The sequence below is a fragment of the Kordia sp. genome, assembly GCF_965283645.1.
GTDB lineage: Bacteria > Bacteroidota > Bacteroidia > Flavobacteriales > Flavobacteriaceae > Kordia.
In genome coordinates, this window is record NZ_CBDIPG010000001.1 from 3,956,922 (window position 1) to 3,981,981 (window position 25,060).

A 25,060-nucleotide genomic window follows, 5' to 3' on the forward strand; every position below is an offset into this window, starting at 1 on the left:
TACATGAACACGTATACAAAATATATAATACATTGCATTGTCACAGTTTTCGCTGTGACAATGTTTTTTTCATGTCAAGGCAACTATAATAGTGAAATTCAAAAACTATCATATTCCAAACGTTTTCCTGTTGGAGAAGCCGAAAACATATTTTTAGTATATACCGATTCTGGAAAAGTAAAATCTACACTAAGAAGTCCTTACAACAAAGACTTTTCCAATCAAAAATTTCCTTTTTCAGAATTTCCACAAGGTGTCGTCGTAAAATTTTTTGATGAACAAAACAATGAAAATACAATAACTGCTGAGTATGCAATTTTGTATAGTGACACAAGATTAGTAGATTTACAAGGAAATGTAACCTTAACAACACATAAAGGAGATGTCTTAAATGCACCTCAATTGTTTTGGGATCAAGACAGAGAATGGATTTTTACAGAAGGGAAATTCAAAATTAGTAATGAATACGGTGTGTTGCTTCAAGGGACAAATGGAATAGATTTCAGTAGAGATTTAAGCATTATGGATGCCCATGAAATTTTTGATAGTACCATACCAATTGACGAAGACGACAAATAAAAAACACTGCAAACTAACTAAACCCAAAAGCCATGAAAATACTAAGTTATACAAAATACTTGTATCTCGTTGTAGCTGTCTTAGCTACGTACAAAGCAATAGAATTGTGGAATTATGGTACAGAATCGTACATATTTATTGGTTTTGCAATTGTATCGTTTCTTATGTTTCTCTTTAGAAGACACTATGGAAAAAAATTTGAAGAGCGAAAAAATCAAAAATAAATGGAACTACAGTTGCTCATTATCATAACGGCATTACTGTTTTCTGCTTTCTTTTCCGGAATGGAAATCGCATACGTATCTGCGAACAAAATCCATATAGAACTTGAAAAAAAGCAAGAAGGAATTCTTGCAAAAATTCTAACACGCCTAACCTTAAAACCTTCCAAATTTATAGCAACAATGCTTGTTGGAAACAATGTAGCGTTAGTAATCTATGGTTTTTTTATGGGCGAATTGTTAGTTGATTGGGTTCATGAAACACCTTGGCTCAGTCAATACATAAATAGTGAGTATGAATTGCTATTTCAAACAATCGTATCAACATTAGTCATCTTATTTACAGCAGAATTTCTTCCAAAAGTATTCTTTCAAATCTATGCTAACAAGCTTTTAAAATTCTTAGCAATTCCTGCCTACGTTTTCTATCAACTATTTTGGTTAATCTCAGAATTTGTAATGTGGATATCAAATGTAGTCTTAAAAAAATTCTTCAAAACCGATGGTGATGAAATTCAACTAGAATTCAGTAAAGTTGAACTTGGAAACTATATAACTGAGCAAATGGAAGCCACGCATCAAGATGAAGATGTCGATTCCGAAATTCAAATATTTCAAAATGCGTTAGAATTCTCAGCTGTAAAATCACGAGAAGTCATGATTCCAAGAACGGAAATTGTGGCAATAGAATTAAGAGAAACAACGGATAACTTAGCAAAAGTTTTCTCAGAAACTGGCTATTCAAAAATATTAGTCTACAAAAATAGTATTGATGATATCATTGGATATGTACATTCCTTCGAACTATTCAAAAAGCCAAAAACAATCAAAAATATTGTCATGCCAGTTATATTTGTACCAGAAGCAATGTTGGCAAATGATGTACTAAATGTATTGACCAAAAAACGAAAAAGTATTGCTGTTGTTTTAGATGAATATGGAGGAACTTCAGGAATAATTACAATTGAAGACATTGTAGAAGAGTTATTTGGAGAAATAGAAGATGAACATGACATAACAGCATTGCTTGAAAAAAGAGTAGGAGAATACGAATATATGTTCTCTGCCCGATTGGAAGTTGATTACATCAATGAAACCTACAAACTAAACCTTCCAGAAAGTGAAAATTACGAAACATTAGGCGGACTAATTGTAAGCGAAACCGAAGAAATTCCTCAAAAAGATGAAGTCATCATCATCAACAATATAAAATTCACAATCTTAGAAGTTTCGAACACAAAAATTGATACAATTCAACTTCAAATACTTTCAGAAGATTAAAATCCCTAAAATAAACGAATTAATACGTAGTTCTTCTTTTATTATTTGGTAGGAAATTGTATTTTCGCCCACTGAATTTCATAAAATTGAAGATAAATGGCAATTCTTGCAAAAATTAGACAACGTACATTAGTTTTAATCCTAATCATTGGATTAGCGCTATTTGCATTCGTAATCTCTGACGTATTTACTAACTCAGATAACGGAGCAAAGCAACCAAACGAAATAGGAATGGTAAATGGTGAAAGCATTCCATACAGAAGCTTTAGTAACAATGTGGAAAATGTGTTAAACCAAGCTAGAGGTAGTCAATCTACAATTCAAGTAGTAAACAATGTTTGGGATCAACAACTACGAACTGAATTAATATCTCAACAATTAGACGAATTGGGAATCACTATAGAGAAAGATGAAATCTGGAACTTAATGATTACCAATCCAAACTTTACAAACAATCCTCAGTTTCAAGATGAAGCAGGTGTTTTTGTAGAAGGAAAATTAAGAGAATATATTAACAATTTAGAAGCTACGAAAAACGATAAAAACGATCCTACGAAAGCGGCTCAGTATCAAAGCTGGTTAGCAACGGAAGAATTCTTTATCAGTCAAGCAAAACAAAACCTATACTACAACTTAGTAAAATCAGGTTCAATTGCAACTGTAAAAGAAGGAGAATTGGCATATCGTTTAGAAAATGATAAAGTAACGTTTAAATATGTTCAAATTCCTTACAATACAGTAAAGGATGATGAAGTAAAAATTAAAAAGAGCGATATTAAAAACTACATCGACAATCATAAATCAATGTTTGAAGAAGATGCTTCAAGAGATATTCAATATGTATATTTTGAAGAAAAAGCTTCTAAGCTAGATGAAGATCAAGCAAAACAAGATGTTGCTGACTTGATGAGTGGTTTTGAAGCTGCAGAAAATGCTGAAGGATATGCAAATGAAAATACAGATGTAAATGAAAACAGTACATTCTTATACAAAAATCAATTGCCAAAAGATGTCGCTGAAAATTTATACGCAACGGAAGTTGGAAAAGTATTCGGACCTTACAAAGTTGGAGAAGCATATAAGATTTCAAGAGTTTTAGAAACGAAACAAATGCCTGATTCTATAAAGAGCAGACACATCTTAATTCGTTACCAAGGTGCATCTGGAGCGTCTCCTGATACAAAGAAAACGAAAGAACAAGCCAAAAAACAAGCTGATAGTATCTTAGCAATTGTAAAAAGAAGTAAATCTAAATTTGCAGACATTGCAAAAGAAATGTCTGACGATGGATCTAAAGATAAAGGTGGAGAATTAGGATGGTATTCTAGCGCAACAGGATTAACGCCAACATACAAAGAATTTGTTTTTGGAAACAAAGTAGGTGATATGGATGTTGTAGAATCTCCTTTCGGATTTCATGTAATTGAAATTCAAGATCAGAAAAATTCTCAGAAAACAATAAAACTTGCAACAGTTACTAAATTAGTTGAATCTTCAGCAAAAACATTAAGTGACTTATTCACAACTTCTTCAAAATTTGAAGCAGATGCAGGAAAAAGCGACAATGCTTTTATTGATGTTGCTAAAGAGAACTCATATGAAGTGAAGCCAGTAAATAAGATGAAAATATTAGATTCAAGAATCTTAGGTTTAGGAGATCAGCGTCAAATTGTACGTTGGACATTTGAAGAAAAAACAAAGGTTGGAGATATCAAACGTTTTCCTGTAGGAAGTGGATTTGTAGTTGTGCAATTGACACAAAAACATGCTGAAGGATTGGCTTCTGTAGAAGATGCTTCTGCACGTGTAATTCAGTTATTAAAAGATGAGAAAAAAGCTGAAATCATCAAATCTAACAACACAGCAACAACTTTAGCTGACTTAGCGGCGGCAAACAATGTGCAAGTGCAAACAGCAACTTCATTATCAATGAGTGCACCAGTAATTCCAGGTGGTGGAGAAGAGAAAAAAGTAGTTGGAGCGGCATTTGCTTTAACTGAAGGAAAAACTTCAAAATTGATTGCTGGAAAAAGAGGTGTATACATGATTGAAGTAACGAAGAAAACACCAGCACCAGAAAAAGATAGCTATCTTACAGAAATGAATGCACTAAGAACGCAACGAGCTTCAACAGCTACAAGTTCAGTATTCAATGCATTAAAAAGTGCTTCTGAAATTGAAGATAACAGATCAATATTCTACTAAGAAATATACAAACTAACATTCTAATTATAGAATATAAAAAAGCCTGTAAAGTTACTTTACAGGCTTTTTTATATAGTTCTATTTTGCAGAATCTACTATTTACAAGAATGATAATGAATATGACATATTAAAAATGTATAATAAATAATCATAGTGAATTTTTTTTCTAAATTGTTGAATGCTTGTTCGTACGACGATCTTCAGAAATAATGAGTGAAAAGTGAAACTGCGAATCGAAGCTTCAAGCATGAAACGCATGAGCAAATGTTGCATAGCAATTTCCTATAGATCGTCTTGACTTTTTTGGCTCGTTTTTGTGTCAAGATAAAAATGAGCGTTACTAAAAAGAATCTAATATAGTTTCATTGCGTAAGTCAAACTCACGCTAATTTGCGTAGTATGAAATTTAAAAAAATTACTTCCCAGAAAGTATCATTTTATCAAAAGGAATGACAGTTTCATGTCCTTTTGCTGTAAAATAACTTGGAGTATCTGTATTTCCTGTTGCCAGAATAAAATCGCCGCCCCAAGCACCTAAACTCTTCGTTTGTCCAAAATAATCCGCAAACAAACGTTCTTGTACAGGAACTTCTTGAATAATTGTGCTAATAATTGCTTCGTGTTCTTGCAACAGCAGCTTAAAATCTATCATAGATTTACAGACAATCATTTCGGAAGTAATTGCATTGATCACTTTTATCTCGTTTGCAATTTTTCCTTTTCGAGTAGTATAATTGTTAATAGCGTTCCTACTATTTTGTTTTTTGTTTAAATGTACAAAGTACAACTGATCGCTAAAAGAAGGTTGAAACGTAACTTCAGTTACTATTGGTTCTTTTTGGTTGGTTTCGTAAATAATTGGCGAATTGTGCTTCGCGCAAGCAATATCATAGCCACTTCCTTTAAAAGCATTCCAAAGAAGCGTAAATGGATTTACATTTGCCCAAAGTGCAATATTATGAATCAACGTGGAAGAAGAACCCAATCCCCAATTTCTTGGAAATGTTAAGTTCGTTTTTACGTGAAAGCCAGTTGTTTCATTTAAAAAACTTGGATTCAATCGTTTGGCTTCTGCTAACAAATTATGCAGTGTTTGTGAAACTTCATTGGTATATCTTGCGGAAGCAGTAATAGAATTTAACTCAAAATCATGTTGAAACCAAATAGCACCTTGTTCATCTGCGCTTTCCCAAACAAGTTTTGAATCTTCAATAGGCGTAACTACCAATGATTGTCCATACGCAGTCGGAATTGCCAACGCTTTTGCGCCATCCAACACAACATATTCTCCTGTTAACAATAGTTTTCCGTTGCTATAAAAATTCATTAGGCTTGTGCTACTTTATAAGCGTTAAAAGCATTTACAACTGCACTATGTGTAACCGTTTTATCTTTAAAGAAGTTGATAAAATGTTTTTTCTCAGCGTCTGTGGCTTCCAATTGATTCAAAATATTAACCAAGTGCATTTTCATGTGTCCTTTTTGAATTCCAGTAGTAACCAATGAACGTACAGCGGCGAAATTTTGTGCCAATCCAGCAACAGCTACAATTTGCATCAACTCTTTTGCATTTGGTTTTCCTAACATTTCCAACGCTAATTTCACAAGTGGATGTAAAGAAGTTAATCCGCCAACAGTTCCTAATGATAATGGAATTTCTATCCAAAATTTAAAAAAACCATCTTTCACTTCGGCATGTGTTAAACTAGAATAACGTCCGTCTTTTGCGGCATACGCATGAATTCCAGCTTCTACAGCTCTAAAATCATTTCCCGTAGCTAACACAACGGCGTCAATTCCGTTCATAATTCCTTTATTATGTGTCACAGCACGATATGGCTCTGTCTTTGCAATTTGAATTGCACGAACAAACTTTGTGGCAAATTCGTTAGCGTCCATCGTTTCGCCTTCTGTTAACGAACTCACAGGACAACTTACTTCAGCTTTTACCAAACAATTTGGAACATAATTAGAAAGAATACTCATTACAATTTGAATGTCTTTTTCTTCTGTTGTAAAAGCTTCAAATGATTCTGCATTATCTTTAAATGTTTTGGCAAACTGTTCTAAACATGAATTAATGAAGTTTGCGCCCATAGAATCGACCGTTTCAAATGTGCAATGCAGTTGAAAATAGCCGTCGAGTTCTGAGGTTTTATCACGTAACTTAATGTCTGTAATTCCGCCACCACGTTTTTCCATATTTTGTGTAATATGCTTTGTAGCTTCAATTAATTCAGATTTGATCGAACTAAAATAGGTATGTAATTTTTCGGTTGAACCGAAATACATAAAATGCACTTGTCCAACTTTTTCAGTACTCAACACAGTTGCCGTAAACCCGCCACGATCTAGCCAAAACTTTGCGGCTTTACTTGCCGCCGCCACGACTGAACTTTCCTCAATAGCCATTGGAATGGCGTGTAATTTATCATTAATTAAAAAATTAGGTGCAATTCCTAACGGAAGATAGAAGTTAGAAATAGTATTCTCAATAAACTCATCATGTAACTTTTGTAGTGTTTCATCTGAATTCCAGTATTTTTTTAACGTATCAATAACTGTTTCGTTAGTTTGAAAATACGTATTCGCAAGCCATTCAATTTTTTCCTTTTTGGAAAGTTTTGAAAATCCAGCAATAGGAGTAATCATAAAATAGGGTTTAATATCCGTTAGATTCAATGCAAAGATACACAATGAAAAAGTACAATTTTACTTCATATGCGCTAAAATATAGATAGAAAACAAAGCTTTTAGCTTCAAAAGTGTGCAAAAGTGTATGTTTTAGACCATATTTAGTGTAAAAATGATGAAAAAATCGCTTCAAGAAAATCGCTCAATCTGCGTTATAATTTAAGGTTCGATTTTTGTGGTACTTGCTTGATATTTGTATATTGTCAGCTTTATAATTTATAATTACTCAAAATAATAGGCTTTTTACAAGCATATTCTTAAAAACTTAACACGAATGAAATTAAAATATATTTTTCTTTTTGTCTTCCTAGGATTAGTCAGTATTACAGCGGCACAACAAAAAGAAATTACGCTCAAAGAAGTTTGGGGCAGTACTTTCAGAACCCGGGGAATGGATGTTTTGCATTCAATGAACAACGGACAGCAATATACCGTCTTAAATAGAAGAGCAGGTTCTGTAGATAAATACGATTATAAAACACTTGAAAAAGTTGAAACAATTGTAAGTGCTAGCGATCTTTCAGAAATTAAATCATTTTCTTCCTATAGTTTTAGCGATGATGAAAACAAATTAATCCTAGCAACACAAGTAGAACCTGTCTTTAGAAGATCTAGATTAGGAATATACTATGTATATGATATCGCATCAAAAAAAGCAACAAAAATTTCAGACAACAAAATACAAGAACCAACCTTTTCTCCTGATGGAAAAAAGGTTGCTTACGTTTATGAAAATAACATCTATGTAAAAGATTTAATTTCTAGTGCTTCAACACAAATTACAACTGATGGCGTAAAAAATAAAATTATCAATGGTGTAACGGATTGGGTATATGAAGAAGAGTTTGGATTTGTAAGAGCATTTCAATGGAATGCGGGAAGCGATCATATTGCGTTTATTCGTTTTGACGAAACGGATGTTCCTGAATTTTCAATGGATGTGTATGGAAGTCAATTATATCCACAACAACATGTATTTAAATATCCAAAAGCAGGAGAAAAAAATGCAACTGTTTCATTGCACTTATACAACTTAAATGCTGCAAAAACGTCTGAAATCAACTTAGGAAACTACAATGATTTCTACATTCCAAGAATTGAATGGACAAATGATCCAGCAGTATTAAGTGTGCAAGTGATCAATAGACATCAAAACGAATTGGACTTGATTATGTATAATGCGGCAACCGATAAAGCAACAATCGTACTCAAAGAAAAAGACAAGGCATATGTTGATATTACAGATGATTTAACATTTTTAGCGGATAACAGCTTTATTTGGACAAGTGAAAAAGATGGGTTCAAACATATTTATCATTACAAAAAAGATGGGACGCTTATCAATCAAGTAACAAAAGGTTCTTGGGAAGTAACGGCATATTACGGATACAATGAAAAAGATGATATTATTTACTATCAATCTGTAGAAAATGGTTCTGTAAACAGAGATGTATATTCGATCAAAATTAATGGAAAGAAAAAGAAAAGGCTTTCTACTAAAGAAGGAACAAATGGAGCCAACTTTAGTGCTAACTTTACATACTACATCAGTTCTTTTTCTAGTGCGACAACTCCGCCAGAATATGCTTTACATTTAGCTAAGAATGGTAAGTTGGTTAAAGAAATTAAAAACAATGCAAGCGTAAAAGAAGAATTAGACAACTATAAAATCTCTAAAAAAGAATTCTTCACAATAACAACTGCCAAAGGACACGAGTTGAATGCTTGGATGATAAAACCAGCAGACTTTGATGCTTCAAAAAAATATCCTGTATTCATGTATCAATATTCTGGTCCAGGTTCGCAAACAGTTTCTAACAGATGGAATGGTAGTAATGACTATTGGTATCAAATGTTAGCACAAAAAGGAATGATCATTGTGTGTGTGGACGGACGTGGGACAGGTTTCAAAGGAGCAGACTTTAAAAAAGTAACCTATAAAGAATTAGGGAAATATGAAGTAGAAGATCAAATAGATGCGGCTATTGAACTTGGGAAACGTTCCTATGTTGATAAAGACCGTATCGGAATTTGGGGATGGAGTTACGGAGGATTCATGTCTAGTAACTGTATCTTAAAAGGAAATGATGTATTTAGTATGGCAATTGCAGTTGCACCAGTAACAAGCTGGCGTTTTTATGATACAATATATACGGAACGTTACATGCAAACGCCACAAGAAAACGCAAGTGGCTATGATGACAATTCGCCAATAAACCATGTAGAAAAGCTAAAAGGTGATTACTTAATAATTCATGGAACAGGTGATGATAACGTACATGTACAAAACACAATGCGCATGGTTGATGCATTAATAAAAGCAAACAAACAATTTGATTGGATGATTTATCCAGATAAAAACCACGGAATTTACGGTGGATATACACGTTTGCATTTATACACAAAAATGACCGATTTCATCGAAAAGACATTACTAAAAAAATAATTTCAAAAAAGGTACTAACCCAAACTATTTAATATAATGACAAACTCAGTAAAACAAGCTCATCAAAAAGAGCTATTTGGACATCCAGTAGGATTATATGTGTTGTTCTTCACAGAAATGTGGGAACGTTTCTCGTATTATGGAATGCGAGCAATCTTAGTATTATATCTTGTAGCACAAACACAAGGTGATAATGCAGGATTAGGCTGGACAAATGGAGAAGCATTGTCGCTTTATGGAACATATACGATGTTAGTATATGTAATGTCTATTCCTGGTGGATGGATTGCAGATAAATTTTTAGGACAAAAAAAATCTGTACTCTACGGAGGAATTTTACTGGTTGCTGGGCATAGTGTCTTGGCAGTTGAAGAAATGTGGGCGTTTTATACAGGTTTAGGATTAATCATTGCAGGTGTTGGAATGTTAAAGCCAAATATCTCAACAATGGTTGGTGGATTGTATAAGCAAGGAGATATCCGAAGAGACAAAGGATTCACAATTTTCTATATTGGAATCAATGTTGGAGCGTTCTTATCAAGTTTAATCGTAGGATATGTTGGAGAAGTGCACGGATGGCACTATGGTTTCGGATTGGCTGGAATTGGAATGGCTTTAGGGTTATTACAATACTTAGTTGGTCAAAAACACTTGGCACATGTTGGAAACTTCTTAGGAACTTCTGAAAATGAAGCTGAAAAAGAAGCAATGAAAAAGCCACTAACAAAAATAGAAAAAGACAGAATTGTAGTATTATTTATATCATTCTTACTTGTAATCGTATTCTGGGGAGCTTTTGAACAAGCTGGAGGATTAATGAATATCTATGCCGCAGAAAAAACAAACAGAATGCTAATGGGTTGGGAAGTACCTGCTTCATGGTTTCAGTCTTTAAATGCAATGTTTATTATCTTCTTAGGTACTTTGGTTGCAGGATATTGGGCGGCAAGAAAACTAAAAGGAAAAGTATCTACATCACTATTTAAAATGATTATTGGGTTAATCATTATGGGAGCAGGATTTTTCTTTATGACAGCTGCTGCTGCTGAATTTAGTGCTAACGGACCAATTGAGAATGGTGTTGGAGGTTCTGCAATGTACTGGTTAGTATTAGCATACTTATTCCATACAATTGGAGAATTATGTATTTCGCCTGTAGCGTTATCATATATTACAAAACTTGCGCCGCTAAAATATGCATCATTAATGATGGGTGTATACTTTGCAATGACAGGATTTGGAAACAAATTAGCTGGAATTTTAGGAGAAGCTTCTGAAAGCTTAGGAGAATACACAATATTTACAGGAATCGCAGTATTCTGTGTAGTATTTGGATTATTAGTGATGATATTCAGAAAGAAACTCGAACTATTAACGCATGGTGCTGAAGACAATGAAAGAGATATCAATGATGATCTTACGGAAGGTTTTGAATTAGCTGATAACTAAAATTAACGCTACATGAGTACTAATAAATATAGATTTGAAGGTTCTGAAATGAACCGAAAGTTATTAATGGGACATCCATCAGGATTATTTGTCCTATTCTTTACAGAAATGTGGGAACGCTTTTCGTATTATGGAATGCGTGCCATTTTGGTATTATTCTTAACAAGGTCTTTGATGGAAGGCGGATGGGGATGGGACAGAGCAGATGCTTTAGGACTATACGGAACCTACACAATGTTGGTATATTTTTCTCCAATCGTTGGAGGGTTTTTAGCAGATAAATTTTTAGGATATCGAAAAGCAGTTGCTATTGGAGCAGTTATAATGACTCTAGGGCACGCCGCTATGGCATTTGATACGCCATGGGGACTATATGCTGGAATTGCATTTTTAGTGGCTGGTAACGGTTTGTTTAAGCCGAATATTACGTCTATAATCAGTGGAATTTATATAAATGCACAAGACAAAAAAGATGGCGCATTTACCATTTTCTACATGGGTGTAAATGCAGGAGCGTTTATCGGAATCTTATTATGTGGGTACATTGGAGAAAATGTAGGTTGGCATTATGGATTCGGATTAGCAGGAGTTTTTATGTTCTTCGGAATGTTACAATTCTGGTTTGCACAAAAAATATTTGGAAAAGTAGGATTGTCACCTTCGGAAACAATTGATTATGTAGATGCAATTGAAGATAGAAATGACACTGAAGAAGGAACCGAAATTGAGAAGTTTGAAAAAGAAGTAGTGCCAGCTAATGTACAACGTGACCGTTACATTGTAGTTGGTATACTAGCTTTCTTTACGGTATTTTTTTGGGCAGCTTTTGAACAAGCAGGTGGTTCCATGACTATTTTTGCGGCAGATTACACCGAAAGAGTATTAGAAGGCAATGCCGCTAACATTTTTAGGGTTCTAAACACATTACTTACAGTAGTTCCGCTACTAATAATTACATATGTATTATATAAGTTATTTCAAATAACGTTTAGTAAATATGCACTCTCAAATATATTTCTTGCGACTAGCTTCGTAATTATATGGATAATAGTTATTTGGATGTTAAATATTCAATTTAGTGAAGTAGAAACTGAAGTGCCAGCATCTTGGTTCTCCATTCTAAATTCATTCTTTATCATTACACTAGCACCGTTATTTTCAAAAATTTGGGAAAGTAAATACAATCCGCCAGCCACCGTAAAGTTCGGAATGGGATTAGTATTACTTGGAGTCGGATTTGGAATACTTGCCTATGGTTCATCATCAATTGAGCAAGGAGCAACAACAGCCTCTGTAAGTATGATTTGGTTAATCTTAGCGTATCTATTCCATACGTTAGGTGAATTAAGTTTATCACCAGTAGGATTATCATATTTATCTAAATTGGTGCCAGCTGCCAAAATCGGAATGATGTTCGGATTGTGGTACATTGCTATTGGTTTAGGAAACAAAGCTGCAGGTTCTATGGGAGGAATGATTGACTCTATCACAGAACAGTACAATATGAGTACATTCTTCTTAATATTTACAGCAGTACCAATTGGAGCAGGTTTATTAGTTATGGCATTAACGCCAGTTGTAAAAAAACTAATGCACGGAGTAAAATAAACAACATAAAATATAAATCGTAAAAAAGCGTTTTTCTTTTTGAAAGACGCTTTTTTTATATAATGTATATTTGTAAATAATAATTTTCACGTAAAGAAGGCATGGACTTTGCGACAGACAACATATAAAGATTGAACACATGAAAAATATAATAGCACTCATAAGCATACTTTTAGTAAGTATTACGACAGTAAATGCACAAAAAATCAATTGGGTTACGATGGAAGAAGCCCAAGAATTGATGAAAAAAGAACCGCGTAAAGTTATTATGGATGTGTATACAACTTGGTGTGGTCCGTGTAAAATGTTAGATAAAAATACATTTGGAAATCCAGATGTGGCCAACTATATCAACGAGAATTACTATGCGATAAAATTTAATGCGGAGGGTGACACAAGTGTAACATATGAAGGAAATACATTTACGAATCCAAATTACGATCCTGCAAAGAAAAAAAGACGAAATGCACAACATCAATTTGCTCGCTATTTAAGTGTAAGAGCGTATCCAACGATGGTGTTTTTTGATGAAGATTTCAAACTCATTGCGCCAATATCAGGATACTTATTGCCAAATCAGATAGAAATATATTTGAAGTTATTCAAAACAGATAAATACAAAGTAGTGAAGTCTAAAGAAGATTGGGATAAATTCCAAAAAGAATTAGTGCTTGAGTTTAAAAGTTAAACTTATTCTTCTTTAAGAGAAATAGACAAAAATCCTTTTTCATACGTTGCATGAAAAGGGATTTTCTGTTTTAGAGCAGCTACTTTCCAACGTTGTATATAACTCTTATAATTACTTCCATCTGCAATAATTAATTTGGGTTGTAAGGTTTCTATCATACGATCAAAATTGATTTTTGGCGATTGTGTCAGTAAAACATATTTCGGTTTAAAGCCCAACGATTCATACACGCCCAAACTGTCAATTCGCAACAAGTAATCATCTTGCAAACGATACACGTTTTGTAGTGTGTCAATACGTGTAGCTGATAAAAATCGTTGTGTTACTTGTTGTTGTACGATGTAATTCTTCGCGAAAGCGGTACTATCCAACTGATGAAAAATATGTAAGTCTGTTTTATTTTGATACGCCAATACAGACGTTTTAGTTTGATGAAATATTGTAAAAAAACGATCTGTAGGTACATGTCGAGAACGATCAAAAAACCACAAACCTTGACATATTAGAACGCTCAGTAATGCAATTTTTAAATGTTTTACTTTTGGAAGATGGAAATAATTCGCAAATGCAACAATCACCAAATAACAACCAATCATTTGATAGAGACTGATAAAAATATCATCAAACAAAAACTGTTCATGTGAAGCAATCCAAGCAATAAAATGGTTCATTTGCTGAATGATAAAAATGTATATAGAACTTAAAAACTCAGGCAATATTTCAAAATAGGCTAAAATAATCACCAAAATTCCCGTAATTAAAATGATTCCAAGTACAGGAATAATCGTCAAATTTGCTACAAAGAACAATCCAGGAAACTGGTGAAAATAATACAAACTTAATGGCAAAACGCCCAATTGTGCTGCCAAACTTACGGTAAGCAAACTCCAAAACGATTTCAAAAACCACACTTGCGGATTCCAAAGTTTTTTCCATAAAGGTTGCAACCAAACAATTGCAAAAACGGCGGCATAACTTAGTTGAAAACCAACATCAAACAAAAAATGAGGTTTACAAATCAACAAGAAAAACATAGAAATTAGTAATACTTGAAACGTATTCGTTTGTCGTCTTAAATGCGTTGCAATCACAAGTGCAGTAAACATAGTAACGGCTCGCACGACAGAAGCTGACAACCCAGATACAATTGCAAAACTCCACAAAATAAAAATCATAAGGAGAAGTTTTAATAATTTTCCACGTCGAAAACGCGTCATAGGTTTCAATATAAAATTTAACAACAACACTATAATTCCAATATGTAACCCTGAAATTGCTAAGATGTGAATAGCGCCAGCGTTGGCGTAACTTGTTTGTAACTCTTTCGAAATCTGTTGCCGTTGTCCTAACAAAAGTGCTTCAATAACAGCCAATTCGTCTGCGTTAAAATTATTCTTTAGCAGACTTTCATGAATCCGATTTCTAATTGAAGCGGCATACCCAAAAATTGTAGTAGAAGTACTTTTTGCAACGATAAAATCATTCGATTTCAAATACAATTGATGAAAAATATACCGATCATTCAAATAGGTTTTATAATTAAAATTAGTTGGGTTTAATGGCGAACGAACAGCTTTCAACTCAGTATTTGTATATATAAAATCATCTACATGAAGCATTTTGGAAACACTATCTTTCTGTACATGAATCAACAACTTTCCAGAAACCTGTAAGCTATCTTTCAATAAAATTTCACCAACATATCTATTGTAATAATTTGTAGATTTTAAAACTTCCCGAATTTGAATTGTAGTGTTAGAATGTTCAATATTTTTAGCTAAAAGTTGTGTATAATGTGTTTTGTGATGTTTTTCTTGATGAAAATTTTCAATCACAATTCCCAAGCTAATAGCTGTCAAAAAAGCAATTCCACCAAAATACATTGTCTGTAAAAACTGCTTGCGAGCAATCCAAAAGAAAATACATGAAAAGACAAATCCAACACAAAAACCTGCAATACTTAAATTGACAGGAATCTGAAAATAATAACCAATCAATATTCCGAAAACCAGACACAACGTAACTTTTGTAATAATAAAGTCGAACAATTTCATAAGCTATTTCATTTTTTACTTGAATAAAGTAGACAATAGAAATCGGTTATAAACTATATTTTATATAAGCGTAGGATAAAATTAATAAGCGTCGTAAAATCAGCAGAAAATGACTTTCTCTCTGTTAAATATGATTAGAAAACTGAAATTTAAAATTATTTCCTACAAAATGAAGATATAAAGTATTATTTTTATAAAAACCAATCAACCAATACATTACATGAAAACAAGACTACTTTATACGATATTTATATTCTTGACTTATACAACTATAGGCTTTTCGCAAGTAGATCTCGGTGATGACATCACTACATGCGATGGACAAGAAATTCTTTTAGATGCTACAACACAAAATGCAACTTCGTACCAATGGACTGTTAACGGACAAATACTTGTAAATGAGACAAATGCTACGCTTGTAGTGTTGCAAAGCGGTGTGTATGAAGCAACAGCAATAATTATTGGAGTGCCTTCATCAGATACTGTAACAGTAAGTTTCAATCCGTCACCAGTAGTTGGAAACATAACAAATTTACTTGCGCAAGGAGCAAGCGGAGGTGATATTGGTGTTTTTAATCTTACCACAAAAATACCCGAAATTACGAATGGAAATACAAACTTAGATGTTACTTTTTATGAATCGTTGTCAGATGCGGAAGCTGATACAAACCCTATTGTAAACCCTACAAATTATCAAAACACAGTCAATCCACAAATCTTATTTGTACGTGTGCAAGACATAAGTACTGGCTGTTTTAGTATAGGGAGTTTTGCATTGGAAGTATCTACGCATACCGTAGTAAGTTGTAATACAAATCCTGGAATTACTACATATTGTTATGGAAATAATGATTCAACTCAATTTGTTATCAGAAGTGCAGATGACATTTCAACTGTAAGCGTAGAATTTTTAGCTGGTGAAGTAGAAAATAGTTGGGATGAATTGATTGTTTATGACACGGGCGGAACAGTCGTTTATACTGGTTATGGAAATAATGGCGATCTTACAGGATTGATTTTTGAGTCTACAGGAAATGAAATTACGATACAAATTACTTCAGATGGTTATATGTCATGTGTAACAGACTCTTTAGAACCTTGGGTATTTACAGCGTCATGTACTGATACGAGTTCGGTAGGAATTATTAATACACAAAGTTTTTTAGATGAAAATAATAACAGTGTTTTTGATGATGGAGAAATTTTATTCCCTTTTGGAAATATATCGTATGAACTAAATGATAGTGGAGAAATCAATGTTGGCTCAACCAATGGAACTTATTTTATAATAAGTGATGATGCCAACAATTCCTACGATCTAACCTTTTCTTTATTTGAAGGATATGAAGATTGTTACGACGTCACTACACCAACGGTTGATGATGCTACTGTGGCCATTGGCGAATCATTGGTACTGTATTTCCCTATCACAGTAGCACAACCATGTGAGGATTTAGAAGTTGTTCTAATAAATTCTTTTGCGCCGCCGCGACCAGGGTTTACGCATAATAATTATCTGTATCTCAATAATGTATCAACTTCAACAATAGCTACAGGAACTATTGAAGTAGTAATTGATGATTTGTTAGTGTTTAATGGTGTTATAAGTATAAATCCAAATTATATAGTAACAAATACAGCAACTGGTTTTACAGTCGATTTTGTTAATTTTGCACCTTTGTCAACTGAACTAATAGAAATAGAATTGCTATGTCCTGCAAGTGTGGCTTTAGGTGAAGTAGTGACAAACACGGCAACATACACGACTGATACAAACGATCTTATAACAGAGAATAACAGTTCTTCTTTATCAGAAGTAGTTGTCGGTTCATGGGATCCAAATGATATCACAGAATCTCACGGCCCAGAAATTGTTCATGAAAATTTCACTTCTCAAGATTACTTATACTACACAATCCGATTCCAAAACTTAGGAACTGCAGAAGCTGTAAATGTTAGAATAGAAGAAACGTTAGATACAGAATTAGATGAAACTACTTTTGAAATGATTACGGCTAGTCATAACTTTCAAGTACAACGCGTAAATGATGAACTTGTTTGGAATTTTGACAATATCAACTTGCCAGCAGAAATGTTTGATGCGGAAGGAAGTAACGGCTTTGTGTACTTTAAAATAAAGCCTAAAGCAGGATATGCTATTGATGATATGATTCCGGGAGTAGCAGGAATCTACTTTGACTTTAACGCGCCCGTAATTACAAATACCTTTGAAACTACTTTTATAGCGCCACTTTCAGTTGATGAAATAGCTACAACAAACATTGCAATTTATCCAAATCCTGCAAAGGACATACTATACGTTTCTTCTGAAATACTAGAAAAAATAACAATTCAATTATACGATTTACAAGGAAAACAAATACTACAAAAAGTTGCAGAAAACACTAAAATTCCATTAAATATATCAACGGTAAAAAGTGGTATTTATTTCTTGAAAATTACAACTGCGACAAAGCAATTCATAAAAAAAATAATAGTTGACTAAAAACTATAGCACACGACGCGCTTCGGTAAATGCATTTTTCCAATACCGCTCGTCCAATGAAGAAACCAATACGCCTCTTGAAGTTGTAGAATGTATAAATTGAATCACACCTTTTTTAACTTCTACAACCAAACCAACATGATTAATTCGTTTTCTGTTTTTATTCGTTTGGAAAAATAACAAATCTCCTTTTTTAACGGAAGATTTGCTAATCTTTTTACCGCGTTTTGCTTGCTCATAAGAAACTCTTGGCAACTCAACTTGATGCGCTCTAAAAGCAGTATACATCAAACCAGAGCAATCCATTCCTTTTCGCGTTGTTCCGCCATATTTATAGCGTGTACCTTTATAAGCCAATGCTGTTTCAATAATTGCATTCGACTTGCTAAATGTCCGCTTTTTACTTGCACGCGTCTTAGTCGTTTTAGTTTTTACAGTTCGTTTAGAAGCTGTTTTCTTTGAAGAACCACAAGACAATACAGAAAAGGCAAGGAGAAGGAATAGTAATTTTTTAATCATGTGGTAATTTACTTAAATTTTTCAACAATCAACTTTGCGGCGTTTTCACTTGCGCCTTTTCCGCCTAATTTTAACTCTAAATCATGGTAGTCATGAAATAGCTTTTTACGATTTTCGCCATCTAAAATCTTAGTCAATTCTATTTTCAGATTTTTAGTGTTCAAATCATGTTGAATAAGCTCTTTCACAACTTCTTTATCCATAATCAAATTCACCAAAGAAATATACTCCAACGTAATAATTCGTTTTGCAATTTGATATGAAACATTGCTAGCTTTATAACAAACAACTTGCGGTACTTTATACAGCGCAGTTTCAAGCGTAGCGGTTCCGGAAGTCACCAACGCGGCAGTAGAAATACTCAACAAATCATACGTTTTGTTGCTTATAAATGTAACATTTGTATCATTTATAAACTGACTGTAAAATTCTCTATCCTGACTTGGTGCGCCAGCAATAACAAACTGATAATCTGGGAAATCTGCTACAACAGAAAGCATTACGGAAAGCATTTTTTTAATCTCTTGTTTTCTGCTTCCAGGTAACAAGGCAATAATATCTCGAGTGTCTAATTTGTGTGTAGTTCTAAATTTTTTACTATCAATCTTTGGTCTATCTGCAATAGCATCTAACAATGGATGTCCCACAAAATGAACATCGTACTCATACTTTTTATAAAATTCTTTTTCAAAAGGAAGAATAACAAGCATTTTATCAACATACTTCTTAATATTCTTAACTCTTCCAGCTCTACTTGCCCAAACCTGTGGAGAAATAAAATAATTTGTAGTAAAACCTGCTGTCTTTGCCCATTTTGCAATAGGAAGATTAAAGCCAGAATTATCAATTAAAATAAGAACATCAGGTTGATACGACGCAATATCTTTCTTGCAAAAAGACATCATGCCCAAAATTTTACGAAGATTCATGATAATTTCAATGAATCCCATAAACGCACGTTCTTTATAATGTTTTACCAAAGTACCACCAACTGCTTGCATCAAATCTCCACCCCAAAACCTAAAATCGGCAGTTGGATCTTGTTTTACAATGGCTTTCATCAAATTAGAACCATGTAAATCACCTGAAGCTTCTCCTGCAATAATGTAGTACTTCATAATTTTTTTAAAAAAGTAATTTATGCAATAAAACAATGATGGCAGTAACGATTGTCACAATTAAAACACCTTTAGCTCTAGCTTCTTTATTGAACTTTAGAAAACCAAAAAATGCTAAAAAATTAAGCGCGGCTCCGTACACAACTACTGAGCTAATTTCGCCAGTTGTAATCGCAAAATCCCAAATAGCACCAAAAGTAGCATTTCGTTGTGAAGCTACATATAACATATACAATACGGTACCTATGCTTGTGGAAAGTAATCCAACAATGATCCCAATAATAATCTCTTTATTTTTCATTAAATCCTAAACTATTAAGTTTTTGAATAGCATGGTGTGCTGTCAAATCAAACTGAACAGGAACCAAAGAAACATATCCATTAGCCAACGCCCATTCGTCTGTATCTTCACCTTTATCTTGACTTACAAGTTTTCCAGAAAGCCAGTAATATTGTCGTCCATGCGGATTGGTGCGCTTGTCAAAATCTTCTGCCCAATATGCTTTTGCTTGTCTGCAAATACGAATTCCTTTAATCTCTTTCTTCTTCAATTTAGGAAAATTCACATTCAACACAACACCTTCAGGCAAACCGTGTTCCAATACTTTAGACGTAATAGTTTTTACATATTTCTTGGTTGCTTCAAAATTTGCTTCCCAATCATAATCTAATAATGAAAATCCAATTGCAGGAATTCCTTCAATACCAGCTTCTACAGCGGCACTCATGGTTCCTGAATAAATTACATTAATAGAAGAATTTGATCCGTGATTAATTCCTGAAACACAAATATCAGGTTTACGATTCAAAATTTCATTCACGGCTAGCTTTACACAATCAACGGGCGTTCCCGAGCTTGAATATTCAATCTGCGGGCCTTCATCAATAGTGATGGCCTTACAATAAATTGTTGAGTTTACTGTAATTGCATGTCCCATGCCACTTTGTGGACTATCGGGCGCAACAACAATAACATCGCCAAGTTCATTCATTACATCAATTAATGCGCGCAAACCAGGCGCAGTTATACCATCGTCGTTGGTAACTAAAATTAAAGGTTTATCATCCATAAAAAAATACTTCTTTTTCAATTGCTAAAGTAAGCATTTTACTGATTACATACATAGCATTTTATTTTTAACCAAAATTATATGTAATGGATTTTATTAGACATAATTCGGGTTTAACAAAAAATTAGTAACATTGTTAAAAAATGGCATGGTTTTTTCGTTATTTTAGTGGAAAATTAAAATGATTAGCATTGATTACCCCTAAAATATTCAAACTATAAAAGAATAACACGCTAATTAATGTGAATGAAAAAAATAAAATGTGTGAAAATCCGAGCGTTTATGAGAAGGAATAAAATATACTTAGTGGCATTATTAGTTTTTGCAATGGTGTCATGTAGTTTTGCAAAAAAGTCATTTGATGATCCTGAAAAGGATAAAACTCTAGTAGACTTAATAGCATATGTGTTAAATAGATGGCACTTTGACCCACAAGAAATTAATGATGAGTTTTCTGAAAACGTATACAACGATTTCATTGAGGCAGTTGATCCGATGAAACGTTACTTTTTAGCGTCAGATATTGAAGAATTTGAAGTGTACAAAGACAAAATTGATGATGAAATTAAAGAACCAGGTGTAAAATTCTTTACATTGGTGCATACACGCTTAGAGAAAAGAATGCTGGAAGCGAAAAAGTTTCAAAAAGAATTATTAGGTTCTCCATTCGACTTTACAATTGATGAAAGTATCAATCGTGATTATGAAAAATTACCGTTTGCAAAAAACGAAAAAGAATTAAAAGAGCGTTGGAGAAAAGAATTGAAATTCTCCACCTTAGCAAATTACGATATCAAACTTGAAGTTGAACAAAACAAAAAGAAAGAAGACAAATCGTATGTAATTAAAGATGAAGTTACGCTAGAAAAAGAAGCACGCGAATCTACTACAAAAACATACATTGAGTTTTTTGACCTAATGGACGATTTGGAACGTAAAGACTGGTTTAGTATTTACGTAAATACAATTGTAGAAGAATTTGATCCGCATACATCATATTTGGCTCCAGAAGACAAAGATCGTTTTGATATGAGTATGTCTGGAACGTTAGAAGGAATTGGAGCGCGCTTACAGAAACGTACAGAAGGCGCAAAAATATTTGAAGTAATTTCTGGTGGTCCAGCTTGGAGAAGTAAAAAAGTTGAAGCAGGTGACATTATCCTAAAAGTTGCACAAGAAGGTGAAGAACCTGTTGATATTGTGGGCATGCGTTTGGATGATGCTGTAAAACTAATAAAAGGACCAAAAGGAACAAAAGTTACCTTAACAATGAAAAAAGTTGATGGTTCCATAGATGTAATTACAATCAAAAGAGATTTAGTTGAAATTGAAGAAACATATGCAAAATCAGCTGTTGTAAAGAAAAATCAACGAACATTTGGTGTTATTAATCTACCAAAATTTTATGTTGATTTTCAAGATTACAATAACAGAAATGCTGCAAGTGACGTGAAAAAAGAAATTGAACGTCTCAAGAAAGAAGGTATGGAAGGTTTGGTAATTGACTTAAGAAACAATGGAGGTGGATCGTTAAAAACGGTTGTAGACATGGCAGGATTCTTCATCAAAGACGGGCCAATTGTTCAAGTAAAAAGTTCAATTGACGGAAAAGAAGTATTAAGTGATGAAGACAGTCGCATACAATGGGATGGACCTTTAGTAATCTTAGTAAATGAATTATCAGCTTCAGCTTCAGAAATTTTAGCGGCAGCATTACAAGATTATAAAAGAGCTGTTGTTATCGGAAGTAAACAAACGTATGGAAAAGGTACGGTTCAAAATGTAGTAGACTTAAACAGATTTATAAGAGGCGGCGATACCAATGTTGGTGCTTTAAAATTAACAACGCAAAAATTCTACAGAATTGACGGTGGATCAACACAATTAGAAGGTGTAAAAAGTGATGTCGTTGTTGTTGATAAATATAGTTTCATTGACATAGGAGAAAAAGACCAAGAAAATCCATTACCTTGGGATCGAATTGACCCAGCAACGTATGATGTTTGGGACGGATATATTGGATACGAAGAAACAATTGAAAAAAGTAAAGCGCGTATGGCAAACAATGCGCAATTGAAATTGATTGAAGAAAATGCAAAATGGATTCGTACACGTCGAGACGACAATGAATATCCATTAAACTATGCAACATACAGAAAAGAAGTAGCTGCAGATGAAGACTATGCAAAACGTTTCAAAGCACTTTCTGATTATGATACAAAACTTGTGTTTACGTCATTGCCTTATGAAGAATTACTAATGAAAAAAGATTCTTCATTACAAAGAAAACGTCAAGCCTGGCATGAAGATTTAGCTAAAGACGTTTATGTAGAAGAAGCAATCAACGTATTAAGCGATATTCAAATCAACAACATCAAAAAACAAAAAAGAGCTGTTGTAAAAGGATAATATAAAAGACATTAATGAGTAAAAACTCAAATTCATTAGCACAATTAGCGCTCCAAAAATTTAAAAAGAATTTTTGGGGCGTTTTGAGTTTAGGCTTTATTGCAATGTGTGCGTTTATCGTAATTTTTGCGTATCTCTTTACACCTGATGACACAAAAAATGCAAATCAAATGCATTTATCAATTCATTCGAAAAAGCCAGGATTTTCGGTTCAAATGTTGACAATTCCATCTAAAGAACCAGCAACAGAAAGCTTTGTAAGTACACTTTTTTTAGGAAAAGAAAACACAACGACTGAAATTCCAATTTCAAGGTATAGAATAGAAAATAATACTTTATTCGTAACAGAATATTCTGATGATGCTGTTGCTGGAATTGAAAAAGAAATTCCGCTAACGTCGTTTCCTTCAATGACAAATGCAAATGAAATTCCAACCCAATTCATTCAACAAAAAACCTTTCGTTTAGGAACCGATAAATATGGTAGAGACGTATTGAGTAGAATGCTTATTGGAATGCGAATATCGTTTACAATAGGCTTTGTTGCAGTATTTATATCATTATTAATTGGAATCTCATTAGGTGCGCTGGCAGGTTATTTTGAAGGAACAGTAGATGCCGTTATCATGTGGATAATCAATGTAACTTGGTCTATTCCAACCTTACTATTAGTCATAGCAATTACACTCACACTTGGAAAAGGATTTTGGCAAGTTTTTGTCGCGGTCGGATTAACCATGTGGGTTGAAGTTGCCCGAATTGTGCGTGGACAAGTATTAAGCGTAAAACGAATGCAATATGTAACAGCGGCACGTGCGTTAGGATATCACGATTTTAGAATCATCATCAAGCACATATTACCAAATATTATGGCGCCAGTTATTGTAATTTCGGCAGCAAACTTTGCAGCGGCTATTTTAATAGAAAGCGGATTGAGTTTTCTAGGAATAGGCGCACAACCGCCAATGCCAAGTTGGGGCGCAATGATAAAAGATCATTACAGTTATATCATTCTTGGAAAACCCTACTTAGCTATTATTCCAGGTATTGCAATTATGAGTTTGGTAATGGCATTTATGTTAGTTGGAAATGCGTTACGTGATGCATTGGACGTGAAAAATTAATTCAATGTATTAATGTAATAATTTGAAAATAGTTTTGTGTCATCTAACTAATATAGCGTAACGTCACTTCGAGTAGTTTTTCGAAATAAAATGAAGAAAAATTGTATCGAGAAGCAATTCTGGGAGTTTAAATAAAAAGATAATTTTAATAGTAAAGCGACAAAAAACCAAAACCCAAAATCGTCTTGAAAAGAAACAAAATATACCCTTTAGTTGTACTATTTATCGGAGCTGCTTTTATCATATACGAACAATATGGTGAGCAACTTACTGAAAAAACCACTTACAATCCGAATGATGAAATTCACGGAAGTAAAACACAAACGACTAATAGTAATCCGAAAGCATTAACCAATGCATACTATTTGCCAAGTTCTACAACGGGACAAGTAATTCATCATGAAGGCTATTCGTTATCATATCATGAAACCTATGAACAAGCGGAATGGGTTGCGTATGAATTAAAAAAAGATCAAGTTGTTAATACCGATTTTAAACGTCCTTATTTTGAGATTGATAATGCGGTAAAAACAGAATCGGCACATTGGCGAAACTATAAAAAGTCGGGATATGATCGTGGGCATTTATGTCCGGCGGCAGATCGAAAGTATAGCAAAGCTGCATTTACGGAAACGTTTCTAACAAGTAATATATCACCACAAAAACATGATTTTAATGCAGGTATTTGGAATACTTTGGAACATAAAGTGCGGTATTGGGCAAAAAAGTATGATGGTGTTTATGTAATTACTGGCGGAATTTTACAAGATGGTTTAAAAACTATTGGAAACGAAGAAGTTGCCATACCAAATTACTTTTATAAAATATTACTCGATAATACTGGCGGACAAACTAAAATGATTGCTTTTTTGATGCCACATAAAGATATAGACAAACCTTTGTATGAATTTGTTGTATCTGTTGATGAGGTGGAAAGGCGTACAGGAATTGACTTCTTTCCTGAATTAGAAGATGCCAAAGAAAACCAATTAGAAGCTTCTACAAGTTATAAGGAATGGAGTTTTAGATAACAAACTTGATAAAATTTCACTTGGAGTAAAGTCGGGAATACGATCCAATTTAGATGTT

The 25,060-nt window shown here is 33.5% G+C and carries 19 protein-coding genes; 12 read left to right on the forward strand and 7 right to left on the reverse strand.

The features are described 5' to 3' along the window. Window positions 1-3: 3 nt before the first annotated feature. From lptC to ACQ654_RS17590, 4 genes are all read left to right on the forward strand, one after another. Window positions 4-579 carry an LPS export ABC transporter periplasmic protein LptC gene (gene lptC / locus ACQ654_RS17575; RefSeq protein WP_430411652.1) on the forward strand — a complete coding sequence of 192 codons (576 nt, stop codon included), beginning with the start codon at window positions 4-6 and terminating at the stop codon, window positions 577-579. Window positions 580-611: 32 nt separating this feature from the next. Then, on the forward strand, window positions 612-803 hold the full coding sequence (locus ACQ654_RS17580; protein ID WP_430411653.1) for a hypothetical protein: 192 nt from the start codon (window positions 612-614) through the stop codon (window positions 801-803). Continuing rightward, complete coding sequence (locus tag ACQ654_RS17585; protein WP_430411654.1) at window positions 804-2,081, forward strand: hemolysin family protein; 1,278 nt, start codon at window positions 804-806, stop codon at window positions 2,079-2,081. Between the two features lie 96 nt (window positions 2,082-2,177). Then, a complete protein-coding gene (locus ACQ654_RS17590) occupies window positions 2,178-4,286 on the forward strand; it encodes a peptidylprolyl isomerase (RefSeq protein WP_430411655.1) in 2,109 nt (702 codons plus the stop codon). A 415-nt stretch (window positions 4,287-4,701) separates the two neighbouring features. On the opposite strand, the gene ACQ654_RS17595 is transcribed toward ACQ654_RS17590, so the two are convergent. Both ACQ654_RS17595 and ACQ654_RS17600 read right to left on the reverse strand, forming a co-directional pair. Then, window positions 4,702-5,613, reverse strand: a complete 912-nt coding sequence (locus ACQ654_RS17595) for a GYDIA family GHMP kinase (RefSeq protein ID WP_430411656.1) — start codon at window positions 5,611-5,613, stop codon at window positions 4,702-4,704. Next, a complete protein-coding gene (locus tag ACQ654_RS17600; protein WP_430411657.1) occupies window positions 5,613-6,938 on the reverse strand; it encodes a hydroxymethylglutaryl-CoA reductase, degradative in 1,326 nt (441 codons plus the stop codon). Before ACQ654_RS17600 ends, ACQ654_RS17595 begins: the two co-directional genes overlap by 1 nt. A gap of 316 nt (window positions 6,939-7,254) precedes the next feature. Between ACQ654_RS17600 and ACQ654_RS17605 the strand changes: the two genes are divergently transcribed. The 4 genes from ACQ654_RS17605 (at window position 7,255) to ACQ654_RS17620 (ending at window position 13,171) form a co-directional block, all read left to right on the forward strand. Further along, on the forward strand, window positions 7,255-9,426 hold the full coding sequence (locus tag ACQ654_RS17605; RefSeq protein ID WP_430411658.1) for a S9 family peptidase: 2,172 nt from the start codon (window positions 7,255-7,257) through the stop codon (window positions 9,424-9,426). 36 nt (window positions 9,427-9,462) lie between these two features. After that, a complete protein-coding gene (locus ACQ654_RS17610; RefSeq protein ID WP_430411659.1) occupies window positions 9,463-10,875 on the forward strand; it encodes a peptide MFS transporter in 1,413 nt (470 codons plus the stop codon). Window positions 10,876-10,887: 12 nt separating this feature from the next. After that, entirely contained in the window at window positions 10,888-12,483 is a 1,596-nt protein-coding gene (locus ACQ654_RS17615) for a peptide MFS transporter (protein ID WP_430411660.1), read from the forward strand. A gap of 139 nt (window positions 12,484-12,622) precedes the next feature. Next, a complete protein-coding gene (locus tag ACQ654_RS17620; RefSeq protein WP_430411661.1) occupies window positions 12,623-13,171 on the forward strand; it encodes a thioredoxin family protein in 549 nt (182 codons plus the stop codon). 2 nt (window positions 13,172-13,173) lie between these two features. On the opposite strand, the gene ACQ654_RS17625 is transcribed toward ACQ654_RS17620, so the two are convergent. Beyond that, window positions 13,174-15,225, reverse strand: a complete 2,052-nt coding sequence (locus tag ACQ654_RS17625; protein WP_430411662.1) for a ComEC/Rec2 family competence protein — start codon at window positions 15,223-15,225, stop codon at window positions 13,174-13,176. 220 nt (window positions 15,226-15,445) lie between these two features. Between ACQ654_RS17625 and ACQ654_RS17630 the strand changes: the two genes are divergently transcribed. Continuing rightward, window positions 15,446-17,731, forward strand: a complete 2,286-nt coding sequence (locus ACQ654_RS17630; RefSeq protein WP_430411663.1) for a T9SS type A sorting domain-containing protein — start codon at window positions 15,446-15,448, stop codon at window positions 17,729-17,731. A 3-nt stretch (window positions 17,732-17,734) separates the two neighbouring features. Here ACQ654_RS17630 and ACQ654_RS17635 read toward each other — a convergent pair whose 3' ends face one another. Genes ACQ654_RS17635 through surE form a run of 4 tightly spaced genes read right to left on the reverse strand, consistent with a single transcriptional unit; the run spans window position 17,735 to window position 20,438 of the window. Further along, a complete protein-coding gene (locus ACQ654_RS17635; RefSeq protein ID WP_430411664.1) occupies window positions 17,735-18,250 on the reverse strand; it encodes a C40 family peptidase in 516 nt (171 codons plus the stop codon). Between the two features lie 8 nt (window positions 18,251-18,258). Then, entirely contained in the window at window positions 18,259-19,368 is a 1,110-nt protein-coding gene (gene lpxB, locus ACQ654_RS17640) for a lipid-A-disaccharide synthase (RefSeq protein WP_430411665.1), read from the reverse strand. Window positions 19,369-19,375: 7 nt separating this feature from the next. Continuing rightward, a complete protein-coding gene (locus ACQ654_RS17645) occupies window positions 19,376-19,669 on the reverse strand; it encodes a hypothetical protein (protein ID WP_430411666.1) in 294 nt (97 codons plus the stop codon). Beyond that, window positions 19,659-20,438 (reverse strand): 5'/3'-nucleotidase SurE, encoded by a 780-nt coding sequence (gene surE, locus ACQ654_RS17650; protein WP_430411667.1) that lies wholly within the window; start codon window positions 20,436-20,438, stop codon window positions 19,659-19,661. The genes ACQ654_RS17645 and surE overlap by 11 nt, the downstream gene beginning before the upstream one ends. Before the next feature lie 282 nt (window positions 20,439-20,720). Here surE and ACQ654_RS17655 point away from each other — a divergent pair, with 282 nt between their 5' ends. The 3 genes from ACQ654_RS17655 to ACQ654_RS17665 all read left to right on the forward strand — a co-directional run bounded on the left by ACQ654_RS17655 (window position 20,721) and on the right by ACQ654_RS17665 (window position 25,002). Continuing rightward, window positions 20,721-22,847 (forward strand): carboxy terminal-processing peptidase, encoded by a 2,127-nt coding sequence (locus ACQ654_RS17655; RefSeq protein ID WP_430411668.1) that lies wholly within the window; start codon window positions 20,721-20,723, stop codon window positions 22,845-22,847. A 14-nt stretch (window positions 22,848-22,861) separates the two neighbouring features. Then, entirely contained in the window at window positions 22,862-23,971 is a 1,110-nt protein-coding gene (locus ACQ654_RS17660) for an ABC transporter permease (protein ID WP_430411669.1), read from the forward strand. Window positions 23,972-24,156: 185 nt separating this feature from the next. Then, on the forward strand, window positions 24,157-25,002 hold the full coding sequence (locus ACQ654_RS17665) for a DNA/RNA non-specific endonuclease (RefSeq protein WP_430411670.1): 846 nt from the start codon (window positions 24,157-24,159) through the stop codon (window positions 25,000-25,002). Window positions 25,003-25,060: the final 58 nt, after the last annotated feature.